This window comes from Massilia sp. NP310 (assembly GCF_019443485.1).
Classification (GTDB): domain Bacteria; phylum Pseudomonadota; class Gammaproteobacteria; order Burkholderiales; family Burkholderiaceae_D; genus Telluria; species Telluria timonae.
This window is the reverse complement of the sequence record NZ_CP080379.1, coordinates 1,978,065-1,995,421: the sequence shown is the minus strand read 5'-3', so window position 1 is coordinate 1,995,421 and position 17,357 is coordinate 1,978,065. Positions and strand designations below refer to the sequence as shown.

Annotated in this window: 13 protein-coding genes; 11 read left to right on the top strand and 2 right to left on the bottom strand. The window is 65.5% G+C overall.

All coding sequences use genetic code 11. The features are described from left to right. Positions 1 to 56: 56 nt before the first annotated feature. The 5 genes from KY496_RS08550 (at position 57) to KY496_RS08530 (ending at position 5,803) form a co-directional block, all read left to right on the top strand. On the top strand, positions 57 to 1,337 hold the full coding sequence (locus KY496_RS08550; RefSeq protein WP_005667043.1) for a glycerate kinase: 1,281 nt from the start codon (positions 57 to 59) through the stop codon (positions 1,335 to 1,337). A 105-nt stretch (positions 1,338 to 1,442) separates the two neighbouring features. Next, positions 1,443 to 2,534, top strand: coding sequence for a porin (locus KY496_RS08545; RefSeq protein ID WP_219865087.1), 1,092 nt, complete (start codon positions 1,443 to 1,445; stop codon positions 2,532 to 2,534). A 51-nt stretch (positions 2,535 to 2,585) separates the two neighbouring features. Next, positions 2,586 to 4,055: a pyruvate kinase gene (pyk, locus tag KY496_RS08540; RefSeq protein WP_005667047.1), complete on the top strand. Its 1,470-nt coding sequence runs from the start codon at positions 2,586 to 2,588 to the stop codon at positions 4,053 to 4,055. A 42-nt stretch (positions 4,056 to 4,097) separates the two neighbouring features. Then, the gene (locus KY496_RS08535; protein ID WP_184238889.1) at positions 4,098 to 5,399 is read left to right on the top strand and encodes an MFS transporter; all 1,302 of its coding nucleotides are present in this window, start codon (positions 4,098 to 4,100) and stop codon (positions 5,397 to 5,399) included. A gap of 245 nt (positions 5,400 to 5,644) precedes the next feature. Further along, positions 5,645 to 5,803 (top strand): hypothetical protein, encoded by a 159-nt coding sequence (locus KY496_RS08530; RefSeq protein WP_157225564.1) that lies wholly within the window; start codon positions 5,645 to 5,647, stop codon positions 5,801 to 5,803. Between the two features lie 414 nt (positions 5,804 to 6,217). Here the strand turns inward: KY496_RS08530 and KY496_RS08525 are convergent, their stop codons facing one another. Further along, positions 6,218 to 6,577 carry a hypothetical protein gene (locus KY496_RS08525; protein WP_157225565.1) on the bottom strand — a complete coding sequence of 120 codons (360 nt, stop codon included), beginning with the start codon at positions 6,575 to 6,577 and terminating at the stop codon, positions 6,218 to 6,220. Between the two features lie 514 nt (positions 6,578 to 7,091). On the opposite strand from KY496_RS08525, the gene KY496_RS08520 reads away from it, so the two are divergent. Next, a complete protein-coding gene (locus KY496_RS08520; protein ID WP_229520480.1) occupies positions 7,092 to 9,188 on the top strand; it encodes an ATP-binding protein in 2,097 nt (698 codons plus the stop codon). A 162-nt stretch (positions 9,189 to 9,350) separates the two neighbouring features. Continuing rightward, complete coding sequence (locus KY496_RS08515) at positions 9,351 to 10,406, top strand: porin (protein ID WP_219864490.1); 1,056 nt, start codon at positions 9,351 to 9,353, stop codon at positions 10,404 to 10,406. Here KY496_RS08515 and KY496_RS08510 read toward each other — a convergent pair. Then, the gene (locus KY496_RS08510) at positions 10,398 to 11,306 is read right to left on the bottom strand and encodes a LysR substrate-binding domain-containing protein (protein ID WP_229520478.1); all 909 of its coding nucleotides are present in this window, start codon (positions 11,304 to 11,306) and stop codon (positions 10,398 to 10,400) included. The two genes, KY496_RS08515 and KY496_RS08510, sit on opposite strands and share 9 nt — an antisense overlap. 186 nt (positions 11,307 to 11,492) lie before the next feature. Here KY496_RS08510 and KY496_RS08505 point away from each other — a divergent pair, with 186 nt between their 5' ends. The 4 genes from KY496_RS08505 to KY496_RS08490 all read left to right on the top strand — a co-directional run bounded on the left by KY496_RS08505 (position 11,493) and on the right by KY496_RS08490 (position 17,312). Beyond that, positions 11,493 to 12,362, top strand: a complete 870-nt coding sequence (locus KY496_RS08505; protein WP_219864489.1) for a transketolase — start codon at positions 11,493 to 11,495, stop codon at positions 12,360 to 12,362. Continuing rightward, entirely contained in the window at positions 12,359 to 13,378 is a 1,020-nt protein-coding gene (locus KY496_RS08500; RefSeq protein WP_005667062.1) for a transketolase family protein, read from the top strand. Before KY496_RS08505 ends, KY496_RS08500 begins: the two co-directional genes overlap by 4 nt. A gap of 105 nt (positions 13,379 to 13,483) precedes the next feature. After that, the gene (locus tag KY496_RS08495; RefSeq protein ID WP_219864488.1) at positions 13,484 to 14,782 is read left to right on the top strand and encodes an MFS transporter; all 1,299 of its coding nucleotides are present in this window, start codon (positions 13,484 to 13,486) and stop codon (positions 14,780 to 14,782) included. Between the two features lie 52 nt (positions 14,783 to 14,834). Continuing rightward, a complete protein-coding gene (locus KY496_RS08490; RefSeq protein ID WP_219864487.1) occupies positions 14,835 to 17,312 on the top strand; it encodes a pyrroloquinoline quinone-dependent dehydrogenase in 2,478 nt (825 codons plus the stop codon). Positions 17,313 to 17,357: the final 45 nt, after the last annotated feature.

Genomic DNA, 17,357 nt, shown 5'->3' with positions numbered 1-17,357 from the left:
ACGCCGCAAGGCCGGCCGGACCGGCCATCGGCGCCTATAAAAAAGTTGGAGACAGTATGTTCAATGCATCTGCCGCGGCGATCGACCGCTTGTTGAGGGAGATGTTCGACGCCGGCGTCGCCAGCGCGCAGCCGGCGGTGCGCGTGCCGCGCTTCCTGCCCCCTGCGCCGAAGGGGCGGCTGATTGTGATCGGCGCCGGCAAGGCTTCCGCCGCCATGGCGCGGGCGGTCGAGGACAATTGGGATGGTCCGCTCGAGGGTGTCGTCGTCACGCGCTACGGCCATGCCGTGCCGTGCCGGCGCATCGAGATCATCGAGGCGGGCCACCCGGTTCCCGATGCGAACGGTCAGGTGGCCGCGCAGCGCATGCTGCAGCGTGTCAGCGGCCTGAGTGCGGACGATGTCGTGCTGTGCCTGATCTCCGGCGGCGGCTCCGCGCTGCTGCCGCTGCCCCTCAACGGCGTGACGCTTGAACAGAAGCAGGCGATCAACCGCGCATTGCTCGCCAGCGGGGCCAGCATCTCCGAAATGAATTGCGTACGCCGCCATCTGTCGGCCATCAAGGGCGGGCGTCTTGCCGCCGCCTGCCATCCCGCCAGGGTGGTCAACCTGATCATGTCGGACGTCCCGGCCGACAGCTTCAGCGACGTCGCCTCCGGCCCCACGGTGCCCGATCCCAGCACCTGCGCCGACGCGCTGGCGGTGCTGCGCCGCTACGGCATCGAGGTCCCTGCGCCCGTGATGGACATGCTCGAGACCGGGCGCGCCGAATCGATGAAGCCTGGCGACCCCCGGCTTGCACGGATCGAATCGCATCTCATCGCCACCCCGCTCCTGTCGCTCGAGGCAGCCGCCGAGGTCGGCCGCGCGGCAGGCGTCGACGTCCATGTGCTCGGCGACGCCGTGGAAGGCGAAGCGCGCGAAGTCGGCAAGGTGATGGCGGCGCTGGCGCGCCACGTGAACGGCCGGGGCCAGCCCTTCAAGCCGCCATGCATCCTGCTGTCGGGCGGCGAAACGACGGTGACGGTGCGCGGGGAAGGGCGCGGCGGACGCAATGTCGAATTCCTCCTCTCCCTGGGCATCGCCCTGAACGGCGAACCGAATATCGTTGCGCTCGCCGGAGATACCGATGGCGTGGACGGGTTGGAGGAAATCGCCGGCGCGATCGTGCGGCCCGACAGCCTCGCACGGGCGCGCCGCCAGGGCATCCATCCGCCGGCCAGCCTGGCGGACAACGACGCGCACGGATTCTTCGAGGCGCTCGGCGATGGCGTGATCACCGGCCCCACGCTGACCAACGTGAATGACCTGCGGATCATCTTCGTCGGAGGACGTTAAGGAGCGCCAGGCCGGAACAGCAGCATAGAGATATTCGCCAGCAACCAGGAACAAGCAGGCGAGCGCATGTAGAAGTCCGTCAGGCCACGTACCGCGGACCGCATGATGATCATCCAGGAGACAAGATTGAAAGCGATTGCATTCTTCATTGCGGGACTCTTCGCAGGGGTCGCGCACGCGCAGGGCAGCGTCAGCGTCAGCGTCTACGGCATCGTCGATGCGGCATTCGTCGTGGAAAGCGGCGGCAGTGGCGGGCGCGTCAATAAAATCACCAGCGGCGCCGCATCGACCTCGCGGATCGGCTTCCGGGGCGCCGAGAGGCTGGGCGGCGACCATTCCGCCTTTTTCACGCTCGAAACGGGAACCAGGATCGACACCGGCGCGCTCGACGCGGACAACACGCTGTTCAATCGCCAGGCGCTCGTCGGCCTGAAGAGCAGCGCCGGCTCGGTCGCGCTCGGTCGCCAGTACACCCCGTATTACCTGGCGATCTCCGGCGTCGTCGATCCGTTCGGCGCGGGTTATGCCGGCTCGTCCAAGAGCCTGTTTCCCGCCAACGGAAGCAACGTCCGCACCAGCAACACCATTACCTATGCCTCGCCAACGCTCCACGGCGTCGACATGCAGCTGGCCTACAGCCTCGGCGAACAAAGCGATTCATCGGCCGGCCGCCAGTACGGCGGCGCCATCGGCTATGCGCAGGGACCGTTGACCGTGCGGCTGGCCTACAACGCCAGGAACTCGGATGTGGTCTCGGGCGCGTCGCCCGTCGACCATGACCTTGGACGCAATATCCTGCTGGGCGCGAACTATGACTTCGGCTGGGTCAGGCTGTATGCCGGCTATGGCATCGACAAGGGTTTCGACAGCGCGCCGCTGCCCAACGCCAACGCCTACGGAGGATTGCGGGCGACCCCGTCCACGGACAGCCGCAACGTCCTGCTCGGCCTGAAAGCCCCCTTCGGCCCCGGCACGCTGATGTTCTCCCTGATGTACAAGAACGACCGCACCGCGTTCGACCAGGATGCCGGTGCGGTCGGCCTCGGTTACCTGTACCCGCTGTCGAAGCGTACCGAGCTGTATGCGGCTTATGGCCATATCCGGAATCACAACGGCGCCGGCTACACGGTGGCGAACAATTCGGAATCCGGTTCCGGCAGCACCGCCTACAACCTGGGCATCCGCCACTCATTCTGAGCGGCCGGGCAACCAGCCGCTTGCCAGTCACGTTTGTCGAAAGGAATGCACATGCACCGACACCGCAAAGCAAAAATAGTCGCCACGCTGGGCCCGGCCAGCACCGACGCCGCAACCATCGAATCCATGTTTCGCGCCGGCGCCGACGTGTTCCGGCTCAACTTCAGTCACGGCAGCCATGACGACCACAAGGCCCGGCTCGAGAAGTTGCGCGCGCTGGAGCGCGAACTGGGCAGGCCGGTGGGGGTGCTGGTCGACCTGCAAGGGCCGAAACTGCGCATCGGCACGTTCTCGGAAGGCGCGATCACCCTCGCGGCCGGCGCGCCATTCCGGCTCGACCTGGACGCCACCCGCTCTGGAGACCAGGCGCGCGTCGCCCTGCCGCATCCCGAGATCTTTGCTGCGCTCCAGCGCGGCACGCGACTGCTGCTGGACGATGGGCGCATCGAGCTGGAGGTCGTGCGCTACACCGCCGAGACGGCGGAAACGACGGTCATCAACGGCGGCGTGCTGTCGGATCGCAAGGGCGTCAACGTGCCGGGCGTGGTGCTGCCGCTGTCGGCATTGACCGACAAGGACCGCAAGGACCTGGCGTTCGCGCTCACCCTGGGAGTCGACTGGATTGCGTTGTCCTTCGTCCAGCGGGTGGAAGACATCCTGGAGATCAAGGAAATCATCCAGGGGCGCGCCAGCGTCGTCGCCAAACTCGAAAAGCCGGCGGCGATCGGCCAGCTCGAACCGATCATCCGGGAAGCGGACGCCGTCATGGTCGCGCGCGGCGACCTGGGCGTGGAGATGCCGGCGGAACAGGTGCCGGCGATCCAGAAGCGCATCGTGCGCGTGTGCCGTCGCCTCGGCAAGCCGGTGATCGTCGCGACGCAGATGCTCGAATCCATGGTGTCGGCGCCCGTGCCGACGCGCGCCGAGGCGTCCGACGTCGCGACGGCCATCTATGATGGGGTGGACGCCGTCATGTTGTCGGCGGAATCCGCCTCGGGAAAATACCCGGTCGAAGCGGTCACGATGATGAACGACATCATCGTGCAGACCGAGTCCGACCCCTTTCATGCCGAAAGCCTGACCGTGCACCGCGGGCAGGCCCAGGCGGAGATCGCGGACGCCATCGGACTGGCGATGCGCAACGTCGCCGAGCTGCTCGACGTCGCGGCAACGGTCGCCTATACCAGTTCCGGCCATTCCGCCCTGAGAATGGCGCGCGAGCGTCCCCAGGTCCCCATCATCGGCATGACGCCGAAGCTTGCCACCGCCCGCAGCCTGGCGCTCGTCTGGGGCGTGCATGCAGTCCTGACGCATGACGTCGCCGGCGTGTCGGAAATGACCGATTTCGCCTGCGCAACCGCCATGCGCGAAGGGCTCGCGATCTCGGGACAGACCATCGTCATCGCCGCCGGCATGCCGTTCGGTACTTCCGGCACGACCAACCTGTTACGGATCGCGCAGCTCGGCGATGCGTCCAGCGAACGAGAGGCTGCGTTCGTAGAAACAAGCAGTCGAACTTAGTCAGTTCTTATCAGCGGAAAATAATCAATAGTGGAGACGTACATGGAATCAGATATCGAAAAGCGCACAATTCGCAAGATCACCTGGCGTATCGTGCCGTTCATTATGCTCTTGTATTTCATCGCCTATCTCGATCGTGTGAATATCGGATTCGCGGCAATGTCGATGAAGGGGGATCTTGGTTTCACTGCATCGATACTCGGCTTTGGCGCCGGTATTTTCTTCTGGGGATATTTTCTGTTCGAAGTTCCTTCAAATATCATCCTGCACAAGGTGGGTGCGCGCCTCTGGATCGCCCGCGTCATGGTCACATGGGGGATCATCTCCGCGTGCATGGCGTTCGTCACCACCCCGACCAGTTTCTATATCGTGCGCTTCCTGCTCGGGGCCGCAGAGGCCGGCTTCTTCCCGGGAATCATCCTGTATCTCAGTTACTGGTTCCCTGCGGGGCGGCGCGCCGGCGTGACGGCGCTATTCATGGCCGCAGCGCCGATCTCGACGGCGCTCGGCTCTCCGATCTCTGCCGCCTTGCTGCAGATGGACGGTTTCATGGGTTATCATGGCTGGCAGTGGATGTTCGTACTCGAAGCGCTTCCTGCCGTCATTCTCGGCGTTGTCGTGTTCTTCTACATGACCGATCGGCCCGAAAACGCCAACTGGCTGAAGGAAGACGAAAAAGCATGGCTCGTCAATGCGATGAAAATGGAGGCGGCCAGGAAGGCGTCGGCCGGCAACCACAGCATCCTCAAGGGAATGCTGAATCCGCAGGTGCTTGCCCTCGCGCTCATCTATTTCGGGACGTCGGCCGGTTTGTACACGCTCGGCATCTGGGCGCCGCAGATCATCCAGCAACTCGGCGTTTCATCCATGACGGTCGGACTGCTGAATGCGATTCCACCTGCCATTTCGGTGGTCGCCATGGTGCTGTGGTCGCGCCATTCGGACCGCACCCGCGAGCGGACCTGGCACGTCATAATCGCGTGCGCGGTCGCGGCGTTCGGCCTGGTGATCGCCGCAGGCACGCAGGGGCTGCTTGGTCTGATCCTTGCGCTGACGATCGTGAATATCGGCATCAGCTGCGCAAAACCGCCGCTGTGGAGCATGCCGACGATGTTCCTGAGCGGGGCTGCCGCCGCGACGGGGATTGCGACCATCAATTCGCTGGGTAACCTTGGCGGATTCGTGGGGCCTGCCATGATCGGCTGGATCAAGGACGAAACCGGCAGTTTCGAGGGCGGGCTCTATTTCGTCGCCGCCCTGCTCGTGGTGTCGGCAGTGACGACCCTGCTCCTGGCGCGTTCCCAGAAATCGAAGCCTGACGGCCACACCGTCGCGGCCAGTTGACAAGCGAGGCATGCGTCTGGAGAGCATGCAGGCAGTCAGGGCGACAAATCGGGAAGCCCACGATATGTCGCCTCGATATATCCGACTGGCGATTCACATGCTATCGATTGATAAACAAATGTGAAATCTCTGCGATGTTATTCGCTGGAGTTATCTCGGAAATCTGAAACAGAAATTGGATTTATAACTGGACTGCACGTATCCTGTATTTCTCGACATAGGTCGTTGAATGCACTGGAGTCATCATGAAAGTTATCGTTACCAAAGCTGTTTCCTCCTCTGGTTTGTTATCCAGCCTCCTGGGAAATTTACGTCGTGTATTTCGTGCCGCCTGCGCCAGCCTGCGCCGCGGTATCGAACTCAGTGGTGAAAAATACATGAACGGAATGATTCCTCCGCTGTAAGCACTGAAATCGGCGCTGGCACAGTTCTGTTTTCTTCGATATTGTCCGATCGCCGGAAATATCGGCAGCCTGGCAGTTGATTCCACTTCTTGTCGACCGACGGGCGCAGCATCGCATGCAGTGCCCAGCGCGTGGCCAGCCTTTCCACATTGCGCTGGCCTGGCCCAATATGTCACGCCCGGACGCGTCGCCACTCGCAGACGCATACGGATTCGAATCGCGTCCTGGCCTCCGGATAATAAACGCACTGGCCTCATTCGAGGCCCGTTTCGTTTATAGGCTTCATCTCGAACCAATGATGAAGCGACCAGTGCACGCGTCAATAGTGCTACCAGGCCACCCGATCGCCCGGGTTCCGTCGAGGGCGCTCAGTGCGATTCAGGTCCGGATAGCCGGTCGGAATCTCGCAAGGCATTACGATCCACTCTTCGCTGTCGGATCATTTTTCAGGTATTTGCGCCTGATATAGGCCGCGACCTCGGCCACGATCTGTTCGACCGAGACAGAGGTCTTCCGACTGCTGCCATGCCTGTCGAAGCCCGTTTTTAACCACTCTTGATATGATGTCAGGGTCGTGAACTGACACACATGGGCCAATAAGTCCCGCCCGGATACCTCGCCTCTTGCATACGCATTGATCATAGTCATATCGCAATGGTCGATCCTGATGCCTTCGGCAGTGACGCCATTGAGCATGTGCGCAACCTGCCGTCCACGCATATGTCGAAACGTTGATGACATTCTTGCCAGCTGATTGGATGATGCTGCTTGCATGGTCGGTGGCCGTGAGAATTGGTGAGATTTCAGATCCTAGGTTAGCTCCCGGTGCAAGCGCCCGCAAGGGACATAAGTACTTGATGGAAACATCAACGTTTTGAATTGCTAGCTGATGAGTAACATTCCACCAATGGTCCTTCCTGACGGACGACTGGCACAAGTGGACAAGGCCCTATCACGGCCCTGGCGGCCGATCGGTCATCACATGGGAGGTAGCATCGATGTCCTCACGCAGCGACCGGCCGAGTTCGATCGGTGCGCCGATGCCATGCATTGTGTACGGTCGGAATCGGCTGCCTGATATTCGACACGCTCCAGGGCAGCGCCGGGAACCTGAACCAGCCGGTTTGAAATGTCGAACGAAAGACCGGCCTTGTCGTCCGATCGAGCTAACAAGATGCTATTGTCTTGCTTTACTGGCTGCCCACATCATCCACTTCCTTTGATGCAAGATATCACGCGAATTCAACCACCTGCTCCAAGCGCCCGCTTCCTGGCGGGGGGCGGAACGATGGGAGGGGTATTCCGGGGCTTCGATTGGGCGTCCACGCCGCTTGGCGCCCTGGAAGCGTGGCCACAATCGCTTCGAACCGCAGTCAGCATCCTGCTCAACGCGCGTCACCCCATGTATATCGCCTGGGGCCCCGATCTGCTTCTGCTCTATAGCGATGGCTATCGTGACATTCTTGGCGCGAAGGCGTCGGACCCGCGGCAGGTGTTGGGCAAGCCGTTCGAGCAGGTCTGGCGCGAAGTATGGGACCTGGTCGGGCCCATGCTGGCGGCGACGATGGAAGGTGAAACCTTGTGGTTCGAAGACCAGGAATTCGCGCTCACGCGCAATGGCTTCGTGGAGCAGGTCTTCGCGAGCTTTTCGACCAGCCCGATCCGTGCCGAGGCTGGTGACATCGCAGGGGTGTTCTGCGTGTGCAGCGAGACCACCGGGAAGATCCGCTCGCAACAGGAACGCCTGCGATTACTCGACGTGATCGGCGAAGCGACCCGCCTCGCCGACGAGCCGCAGGCCATCATGGAACACAGTACGCGGCTGCTCGGCGAGTATCTGAAGGTGACCCGGGTCGCCTACGCCGACCTGGAGCCGGACAACGATCGCTTCACCATCCGCCACGACTGGCGGGTCGAAGGGGCGATCAGCACGGTGGGCGTTTATTCTCTCGACCTGTTCGGTTCGCGCGCCACGTCCAATCTGCGCGTCGGCCGCACGCTCATGATCGATGATGTCGATCGCGAGCTGACGGCGGAGGACGGGGCGAACATGTTCAACCGGATCGGCATCAAGGCGATCATCTGCTGCCCCCTGGTCAAGCAGGGCCGGCTCGTGGCCATGATGGCTGTGCACCAGGAGCAGCCGCGTACCTGGAGCGCGGACGATGTGGCGCTGGTGGAGACCGTCGTCGACCGCTGCTGGGCCCACATCGAGCGGGTGCGCTCGATGGAGGCGTTGCGCGAAGCCGACCGACGGAAATCCGAGTTCCTGGCCACCCTGGCGCATGAGTTGCGCAATCCGCTCGCCCCGATCCGCAATGCGCTCGAATTGCTGCGCCTGAGCGGGGACAAGCCGGCGATGCTGGAAAGAGTGCGCGGCACGATGGAGCGCCAGGTCGACCAGATGGTCCATCTCATCAATGATTTGCTGGATATCGCACGGATCTCCAGCGGCAAGATGGTCCTGCAGATCGAGCGCGTCGACATGCAGTCGGTCATCGCGAGCGCAGTCGAAACCAGCCTTCCCCTGATCGAGGCAGGGGGACACGAACTCGCGCTCGATCTGCCGGATGCCGCGATCTGGGTCGATGTCGATACGGTGCGCCTGAGCCAGGTGCTCAGCAACCTCTTGTCGAACGCGAGCAAATACACGCCCCACCATGGCAGGATCGCAATTTCGGCGCGTGTCAGTGGCGACGCCGTGGTCATCGACGTGTCGGATACCGGCATCGGGATCGCGACCCACGATCTGGAGCGGGTATTCGACATGTTCTCCCAAGCGCCTCACAGCATCGGGATATCGAAAGGTGGGCTCGGCATCGGCCTGTCCCTGGTGCGCCGCCTGGTGTCCCTTCACGGCGGGAGCGTCAGCGCATCCAGTGCGGGCGCTGGCCATGGCAGCACGTTCACCATTCGCCTGCCGTGCATGTCAGCCGCCCCGGCAGGCACGCCAGTTTCAGTCGCAGAGCCACCGGGCGTCGCGGCGAATGCCGTCCAGCTGCGCATACTCGTGGCCGACGACAATGCGGATGCCGCGGACACCCTGTCATTGGTGCTGCGCGAAAAAGGGCATGAGGTGCATGTAGCGTATGGCGGAGAGGACGCCGTGCGAATGGGAACCTCCATCGTGCCGGACCTTGTCTTTCTCGATCCCGGCATGCCTCACATCGACGGCTACGAAGCGGCGCGCGCCCTGCGCGCGCTGCCCGCGCTTGCTGAAGCCAGGCTGGTGGCCTTGACCGGCTGGGGCGCGCAAGAGGATCGGGCGCGGACACGCGCCGCCGGCTTCGACGCCCATCTGCTCAAGCCGGCCATGCCGGAGGCGCTGGATGCCGTTCTGGCCTCGGCCATTGAGCGAAGCCGGGATCGGCGTCGTCATTCATGACCTGGATTCACCAGCTCATGTAAACATATCGTTTGTCACCGGTGAGCGCGATATGGAGAATGCCGTATTCTTCATCACCCGCCGGCGCGCCATCGATGAAATTCCTGCGCGGGTGGAGACGCGCGCGGGGGAACGCCTGGCATCGACAACAACAGGCTGTTCGTGAAAATAACAACGATCGCAGTGCCGCTTCTTTGTGCACTGGCATTTCCGGCATTCGCCGATGAGGCAATGTCTATTTATGGCGTGATCGATATGGCGCTGGTGCGCGAGGCGGGCGGCAAGGACGGCGCCCTGACCAGGCTCACCAGCGGCGTGCCCATGGGCTCGCGCCTCGGCTTCGGTGGCAGCGAGGAGCTGGGCCGCGGCGTCAAGGCCTTGTTCCTGCTCGAGAACGGCTTCCAGGCCGACACCGGAGAGGTCGGGCAGGGAGGCACATTGTTCGGCCGCCAGGCCTGGGTCGGACTACAGGGGCCGTTCGGCAGCGTGCTGGTTGGGCGCCAGTACACGCCGCAATACGCGACCGCGGTGATGGCCGATCCTTTCGGTTCCGGCTATGTTGCCGACAGCAAGAACCTGGTGGCCACGAGCGGGAATGCCTTCAGCCGCATGGACAATACCGTCAAGTACCTGTCGCCGTTCAAGGCCCAGGGCGTCACGGTCGAACTGGCGGCGGCGCCGGGTGAAGCCGGCGCCGCTGGCGGGCGCCAGCTGGGTGCGGCGCTCGATTGGCGCGCCGGCGCGCTGCGCCTGCGCCTCGGCCACCACGACCGCGACAACGGCAGCGCCGGCGCCAACGGGCGCAACACGCTGCTGGGCGCGAACTACGACGCCGGGATCGTGACCTTGTACGCCGCCTACGGGCGCAATCGCGGCCTGAACAGCGCCGTGCTGCGCAACACGTCCAACCCGTTCGGGCGCGCGCGGGCGCCCGCGGCCTCCCAGGACAGCGTCGACCGGCTGATCGGCCTGCTGCTGCCTTTCGGCCCATACGCGTTGATGGCGTCGCTGATCGACAAGGACGACCGCGGCGAGGCCGACCAGGATGCGCGCCAGTACGCGCTCGGCCTGCGTTACGCGCTGTCCAGGCGCACCGAGCTGTACGCGGTGCACTCGCGCATCGTCAACCGCAACGACGCCGGCTACACCGTCGGCAACGCCAGCGAGTCGGGCAGCGGCGACCGCGCCAGCTCGCTTGGCGTGCGCCATTCATTCTGAGGCGCCGGCGCCCGCCGCGGCCATATGTGGCGCGCTGCGCGCCAGCTCGCCGAGCAGCCAGCGCTTGAACAGGGCGGTGGCGGTATCCTGTTCGAGGCTGTGCGGATGCACCAGGTAGTGCGCCACGTAGCGTACCGTGGTGCTGCGCCCGATCAGCGGCGCCACCAGCCGGCCGGTGGCCAGTTCGCGCTCGGCCAGCAGGGTCGATTCCAGCGCCACCCCGAGGCCGTCGACCGCCGCCGCGATCGACATCGAGCTGCGGTCGAACGCGAGCGCGAAGTCGCCCGGCGTGGCCAGCCCGTTGGCGCTGAACCAGCCGCCCCATTGCACCGACTGGCCGTCGCTCTGGATCAGCGGCGCCTGGTACAGGTCGCGCACTGACCCGATCGTCGCCGCCAGCGCCGGGCTGCACAACGGCGTGAGTTCTTCGACCACCAGTGGAATCTGCGCGTGGCGCGACGGCTGCGGGACGCCGTAGACGATGTCGATGTCGTGACGGTCGTCCTCGAAGGTCGCGTAGTCGGTGTCGGCCGACACCTGCAGGGCGATGCCGGGATGGGCAGCCATGAAACCGGTCAGGCGCGGCATCAGCCACTGCACGGCGAAGGTCGGGGCGGTGTGCAGGCGCAGCGGCGCCACCCGCTGCTCGGGCTGGGCGCGCTGGAAGCCGCGCCGCATTTCCTCGAATCCGCGCTGCACGTGCTCGAGCAGCAGCCGGCCTTCGCGCGTCAGTTCCAGGGAGCGCGTGGTGCGCACGAACAGCGTCATGCCCGCGCTGTCCTCGAGCTTGCGGATCGCGTGGCTGACGGCGCTCGGAGACAGGTCGACTTCGCGTGCGGCGGCGGCGAACGAGCCCGTGCGGCCAGCCGACTCGAACACCCGCAAGGCCGTTAACGGCACCCGCCGAAACTGCTTTATTAGTGAATTCGATTCACTATCCGGCGTAAATATTTCTTTTGTGGCAGTCATCTGTTTTGCGTGAAAATAAAGATCAGCCTTCAACAAGAAAGGCCCGCATCGGTGAACATTTTGCATGAAATCGCCGAGTCCAGCGCCTTCTTATCCACTTTTCGATCAGGGGAGACCATGCCCGATTCCGGCGACCAGGTCGCATCTACCGCATTCCAGACAATCCGCGCCCATGCCTGGCGCATGCGCCGCTTCGCCCTGCGCATGGGCGAAGTGCAGGGCCAGGGCTACGTCGGCCAGGCTCTCGGCTGGGCCGACGTGCTGGCCGTGGCATATTGCCACGCCATGAACCTGCGCCCGGCCGAGCCGGAATGGGAAGGGCGCGACCGCTTCCTGCTGTCGCACGGCCACTACGCCATCGCCCTGTACGCCGCGCTGTTCGAGGCGGGCGTGCTGCACGAGGACGAACTCGAAACCTATGGCTCGGACGATAGCCGCCTGCCGATGTCGGGCATGGCCACCTATACGCCGGGGATGGAAATCTCGGGTGGTTCGCTCGGCCAGGGCCTGGCGATCGGCGTCGGCCAGGCGCTGGCGCTGCGCATGAAGGGCAGCAGCGCGCGCGTGTTCAATTCGATGTCCGATGGCGAACTGGACGAGGGCGCCGTGTGGGAAGCGGCCATGTCGGCCGCGCACCACAAGCTGTCCAACCTGATCAACCTGGTCGACATCAACCGCCAGCAGGCCGACGGCCCGTCGCACGACATCCTGCAGTTCGAGCCGCTGGTGGACAAGTGGCAAGCCTTCGGCTGGCACGTGCAGCGGGTCGACGGCAACGACCTGGCGGCGGTGATCGCCGCCTTCGACACCGCGCTCGCCTTCGAGGGCGAGCAGCCGCGCGTGATCCTGTGCGACACGCTGATGGGCAAGGGCGTGCCGTTCCTGGAGCAGCGCGAAAAGAACCACTTCATCCGGGTCGAGGCCGACGAGTGGCAGCGGGCCCTGACCGACCTCGATGCCACCTACGCCGAATGGAGCCGCGCATGAATCCCGTCCCGACCGCAGAACACGGCACGCCGGCCAAGCCGCGCCTGACCACCTCGGCGATGATCGCCTCGATCGCCTCCGAAGGACAGCGAACCCAGCCGGCCCCGTTCGGCCATGCGCTGATCGAGGCGGGCAAGCGCGATCCGCGCATCGTCGGCCTGACCGCCGACCTGGCCAAGTACACCGACCTGCACATCTTCGCCCGTGAATATCCGGAGCGCTTCGTGCAGATGGGCATGGCCGAGCAGTTGCTGATGGCGGCTGCCGGCGGCATGGCGAAGGAGGGGTTCATCCCGTTCGCCACCACTTACGCCGTGTTCGCCACCCGCCGCGCCTATGACTTCATCCACCAGGTGATCGCGGAAGAAAACCTGAACGTCAAGATCTGCGCCGCGCTGCCGGGCCTGACCACCGGCTACGGTCCCAGCCACCAGGCCACCGAAGACCTGGCCCTGATGCGCGCGATCCCGAACATGACGGTGATCGACCCCTGCGACGCGCTCGAGACCAGCCAGTGCGTGGCCGCGATCGCGCGCCATGAAGGGCCGGTCTACATGCGCCTGTCGCGCGGCCGGGTGCCGCTGGTCCTGGACGACTACGATGGCCAGTTCGAGATCGGCAAGGCCAGGCTGCTGCGCGATGGCAAGGACGTGCTGGTGATCTCCAGCGGCCTGATGACGATGCGCGCGCTGGAAGTGGCGGACAAGCTGGCGCAGGATCGCATCGAGGTGGCGGTGCTGCATGTGGCCACCATCAAGCCGCTCGACGTCGACACCATCGTGGCGCAATGCCGGCGCGCAGGGCGGCTGGTCGTGGTGGCCGAGAACCACAGCGTGGTCGGCGGCCTGGGCGAAGCGATCGCGCTGGCCCTGCTGCACGCGCGGGTCCAGCCCGAGTTGCGCCACGTGGCGCTGCCGGACGCGTTTCTCGACGCCGGCGCGCTGCCGACGCTGCACGACCGCTACCGCATCTCGCTCGAGGCGATGGCGGCCGACGTCCGCGCCTGGCTGGGCTGACGCCACCGCGAATGCCAGGCCCGGCTGGCAGGCAGGCAGGCGCCGTCGAGACGCGGCGCCTTTCTTGCCGGGCGCCCCACGATAAAAACGACAAGGAATTCGGAGATGCACATCGACCAAGCGGTGGCCACGCCATCCACGCCCGCGGCAGGACCCCGGAAACGTATCTGGATTTACGTTTTCCTCTTCACGCTAACACTGATCAACTACATCGACCGGATCTCGCTGTCGGTCGCCTCCACCGCCCTCAAGGAAGAATTCGGCATCTCGCCGGTGGCCATGGGCTACCTGCTGTCGTCCTTCGTGTGGCTGTACTTCATCGCCCTGATCCCGATGGGCTACCTGGTCGGGCGCTACGGACCCAAGCAGGTCAACACCTATGGCATCGGCGTGTGGTCGGTCGCCACCGTGTGCACCGCCTTCGCCACCGGCTTCTATTCGCTGCTGGCGGCGCGCCTGGTGATGGGCGCCGGCGAGGCGACCACCTACCCGGCCGGGGCGCGCGTGGTGCGCGACTGGATGCCGCTCAAGGAGCGCGGCATGGCCACCGCGGTATTCCACAGCGGCAGCCTGGTCGGGCCGGCGGTCGGCGCGATCGGCTTCGGCTGGTTGATCACCACGGTCGGCTGGCGCATCGCCTTCGTGGTGGCCGGTGCGACCGGCTTCATCTGGCTGGCGGCCTGGCTCAAATGGTACCGCCACCCGAGCAAGGCGCCGTGGCTGAGCGCGGCCGAGCTGCGCGAGATCACCGACGGCGACGCCGCAAACGCCACCGTCGGCGCCACCGCGGTCGCGCCGCTCGGCATCCGCGGCCTGGCCCGCTCGCGCACCATGTGGGCCATCGGCCTGTCGCACGGCTGCGCCGTGTATGCGACCTATTTCTTCCTGACCTGGCTGCCTTCCTACCTGCAGGCGGAAAAGGGCCTGTCGGTGATGACGAGTTCGATGTACACGGCGATTCCCTACCTCGGCGCGGCGGTGCTAGCGATCGTGGTCGGCCGCGTCAGCGACCTGGTGGTCAGCCCGGCCGCGGCGCAACGCGGCAGCCGCCGGCTGGTGGTCGGCGCCGTGCTGCTCGGATCGTCCGTGATCCTGCTGGTGCCGATGCTGGCCGAGACCTGGGCCATCCTCTTGGTCATCACGCTGTCGCTGGCCACCTGCGCCTCGGCCATCTCGCTCAACCTGTCCCTGGTCAACGACCTGCTGCGCTCGAACCAGGACGTGGGCACCGCCGCCGGCTTCGTCACCGCCGTCGGCAACCTGTTTGGCCTGCTGGCGCCGATCGTCACCGGCTACGTGGTGGCGGGCACCGGCGGGTTTGCCGCCGCCTTCGCCGTGGTCGGCATCCTGCTGATCGTCGGCGCGGCCCTTTCGGTCTTCGGAGCGCGCCGCCCGGTGGGCTGAAAGCGCTGTCGCAAGACCTGTTCATCTTTATCGTCGTGAAAACTGGAGCACCATGAGTACTACCAACAAGAAGGGCAACCCCGCCCAGCCGTCCGCGCCGGCGGCTGGCACGGGCTGGCGCATCGCCCTCGTCGTCATTACCCTGTTCATCGGCCTGTTCGGCCTGGCCATGCTGGGTGGCGGAATCTGGCTGATCGCCGTCGGCGGCAGCCCCTACTATGCGCTGGCCGGCGCCGCCCTGCTGGCCGGGGCCGTGCTGCTGGCGCGCAGGAAGCGCGGTGGCCAGGCCGTGATCGGCATCGCCTGGCTGGCCACGCTGGCCTGGGCCGTGTGGGAAGTCGGCTTCAATGGCTGGGGCCTGGTGCCGCGCGTGGTCGGCGTCACGGTGCTGTTCATGCTGGCGCTCGCGCTGTCGCCGATGCCTTCGCGGTCACCAGCCGTCGGCGCGCGCCGGCGGGCGCTCGACCCACTGCAGACCGCTTCGGCGCTGGCCGCGATCGCCGTGCTGGCAATCCTCGGCGTGCTGGTCGCGCGCGAAGGCGTGCGCAGCGTCGAATCCGCGCAGTTCCCGGCCGTCCTGGCCGGCGCGGTCGGCGGGACCACGGCCGATTGGCCGACCTATGGCGGCGACGCCAGCGCCCAGCGCTACAGCGCGCTGTCGCAGATCACGCCGGATAACGTCGGCCGCCTGGAGCGCGCCTTCGTGTTCCATACCGGCGACCTGCCGGCCAAGGGTGAGCGCTATTCGCCGGCCAACACGCCGCTCAAGATCGGCAACGACCTCCTGGTGTGCTCGGCCAAGAACATCCTGTTCGCCGTCAACGCCGCCACCGGAGAACAGCGCTGGCGCTACGATCCGCAGGTGCCGGGCGAAGGCATCGCCCACGCCGCCGTCTGCCGCGGCGTGGCGGTGTACACCGCGCCCCAGCTGGCTGACGATGCCGCCTGCAAGACGCGCGTGATCAGCACCACGCTGGATGCCCGCATCGTCGCGGTCGACCTGCGCGACGGCAAACCGTGCGCCGGCTTCGGCGGCGCCGGCGGCAAGCCGGGCCAGGTCGACCTGTGGCAGGATCTCGGCAAGAAGGTGCCGGGCTGGTATTCGCCGACGGCGGCGCCGACCGTGGTGCGCGGCGTGATCGTCACCGGCGCCCAGGTGCGCGACGGCCAGGACGAAGATGCGCCGTCGGGCGTAATCCGCGGCTACGACGCCGTCACCGGCCAGCTGGCCTGGGCCTGGGACCTGGGCAATCCGGACAATGTCAAGGGTCCTGCGGCGGGCCAGACGTACACCCGCGGCACCCCGAATATGTGGACCACGGCGGTCGGCGACGAGGCGCTCGGCCTGGTCTACCTGCCGATCAGTAATTCGTCGATCGACTACTTCGGCGGCAACCGCAGCGCCGCCGAGAACACATACTCGGATTCGCTGGTGGCGGTGGACGTGACCACCGGCCGCGACGTCTGGCACTTCCAGGCGCTGCAGCGCGACCTGTGGGACTACGACCTCGGCAGCCAGCCGAGCCTGCTGGATTATCCCGGCCCCGACGGCAAGCCGGTCGCCGCCATCCTGCTGCCGACCAAGCAGGGCGATATGTACATCTTCGACCGCGCCACCGGCAAGCCCTTGATCCCGATCGGCAGCGTCAAGGCGCCCAAGCTCGGTTCGGTGGAGCCGGACTTCGTGGCCGACACCCAGCCGACGTCGCTCTGGCACAGCCTGCGCAAGGACCCAAAGACTGAAGCCGACATGTGGGGCTTCTCGCCGGTCGACCAGCTGATGTGCCGGATCCAGTTCCGCCAGTCGAACTACGCCGGCTACCTGACCCCGCCGTCGAGCGACAAGCCGTGGATCCAGTACCCCGGCTACAACGGCGGCTCGGACTGGGGTTCGGTCGCGATCGACCCGGTGCGCCGCATCCTGATCGCCAACTACAACGACGTGCCGAACCGCAGCCAGCTGATCCCGCGCGAACAGGCCAACAGGATGGGCGTGCAGCCGATCTACGCCAGCAAGGACGCCAACGCCAAGGCGGCCGGCAAGGGCGAGGGCGGTTCCTCGGTCTACCCGCAGATCAATGCGCCGTACGCCATCAGCGTGAATGCGGGCTGGCGCAATATCGGCACCGGCGTGCCATGCACGGCGCCGCCGTACGGCGGCATCCGCGCCGTCAGCCTGGACACGGGTGAGACCTTGTGGGACGGCCCGCTCGGCACGGCGCGCCGCAACGGCCCATGGGGTATCCCGTCGTACATCCCGTTCGACATCGGCCTGCCCAACAACGGCGGTTCGGTGGTGACGGCCGGCGGCCTGGTGTTCATCGGCGCCGCCACCGACAACCTGTTCCGCGCGATCGACATCCGCACCGGCAAGACCGTCTGGACCGACGTGCTGCCGGCCGGCGGCCAGGCCAACCCGATCGCCTATGAGGTCAACGGCGAGCAATACATCCTGATCGCCGCCACCGGTCACGCCTTCATGGAAACCGGCAACAGCGACGCCATCATCGCCTACAAGCTGCGCAAGTAAGCCAGCGGGGCGCCATCAGGCCAGTCATCCGACTGGCCTTTTTCA

What these genes read in the sequence shown, in the direction of transcription:
- KY496_RS08530 (WP_157225564.1), top strand. Translation starts at nt 5,645, where the DNA reads ATGAAAGTTATCGTTACCAAAGCTGTTTCCTCCTCTGGTTTGTTATCC.
- pyk (WP_005667047.1), top strand. Translation starts at nt 2,586, where the DNA reads ATGCACCGACACCGCAAAGCAAAAATAGTCGCCACGCTGGGCCCGGCC.
- KY496_RS08525 (WP_157225565.1), bottom strand. Translation starts at nt 6,577, where the DNA reads ATGCAAGCAGCATCATCCAATCAGCTGGCAAGAATGTCATCAACGTTT.
- KY496_RS08535 (WP_184238889.1), top strand. Translation starts at nt 4,098, where the DNA reads ATGGAATCAGATATCGAAAAGCGCACAATTCGCAAGATCACCTGGCGT.
- KY496_RS08545 (WP_219865087.1), top strand. Translation starts at nt 1,443, where the DNA reads ATGATCATCCAGGAGACAAGATTGAAAGCGATTGCATTCTTCATTGCG.
- KY496_RS08520 (WP_229520480.1), top strand. Translation starts at nt 7,092, where the DNA reads ATGGGAGGGGTATTCCGGGGCTTCGATTGGGCGTCCACGCCGCTTGGC.
- KY496_RS08495 (WP_219864488.1), top strand. Translation starts at nt 13,484, where the DNA reads ATGCACATCGACCAAGCGGTGGCCACGCCATCCACGCCCGCGGCAGGA.
- KY496_RS08505 (WP_219864489.1), top strand. Translation starts at nt 11,493, where the DNA reads ATGCCCGATTCCGGCGACCAGGTCGCATCTACCGCATTCCAGACAATC.
- KY496_RS08490 (WP_219864487.1), top strand. Translation starts at nt 14,835, where the DNA reads ATGAGTACTACCAACAAGAAGGGCAACCCCGCCCAGCCGTCCGCGCCG.
- KY496_RS08500 (WP_005667062.1), top strand. Translation starts at nt 12,359, where the DNA reads ATGAATCCCGTCCCGACCGCAGAACACGGCACGCCGGCCAAGCCGCGC.
- KY496_RS08550 (WP_005667043.1), top strand. Translation starts at nt 57, where the DNA reads ATGTTCAATGCATCTGCCGCGGCGATCGACCGCTTGTTGAGGGAGATG.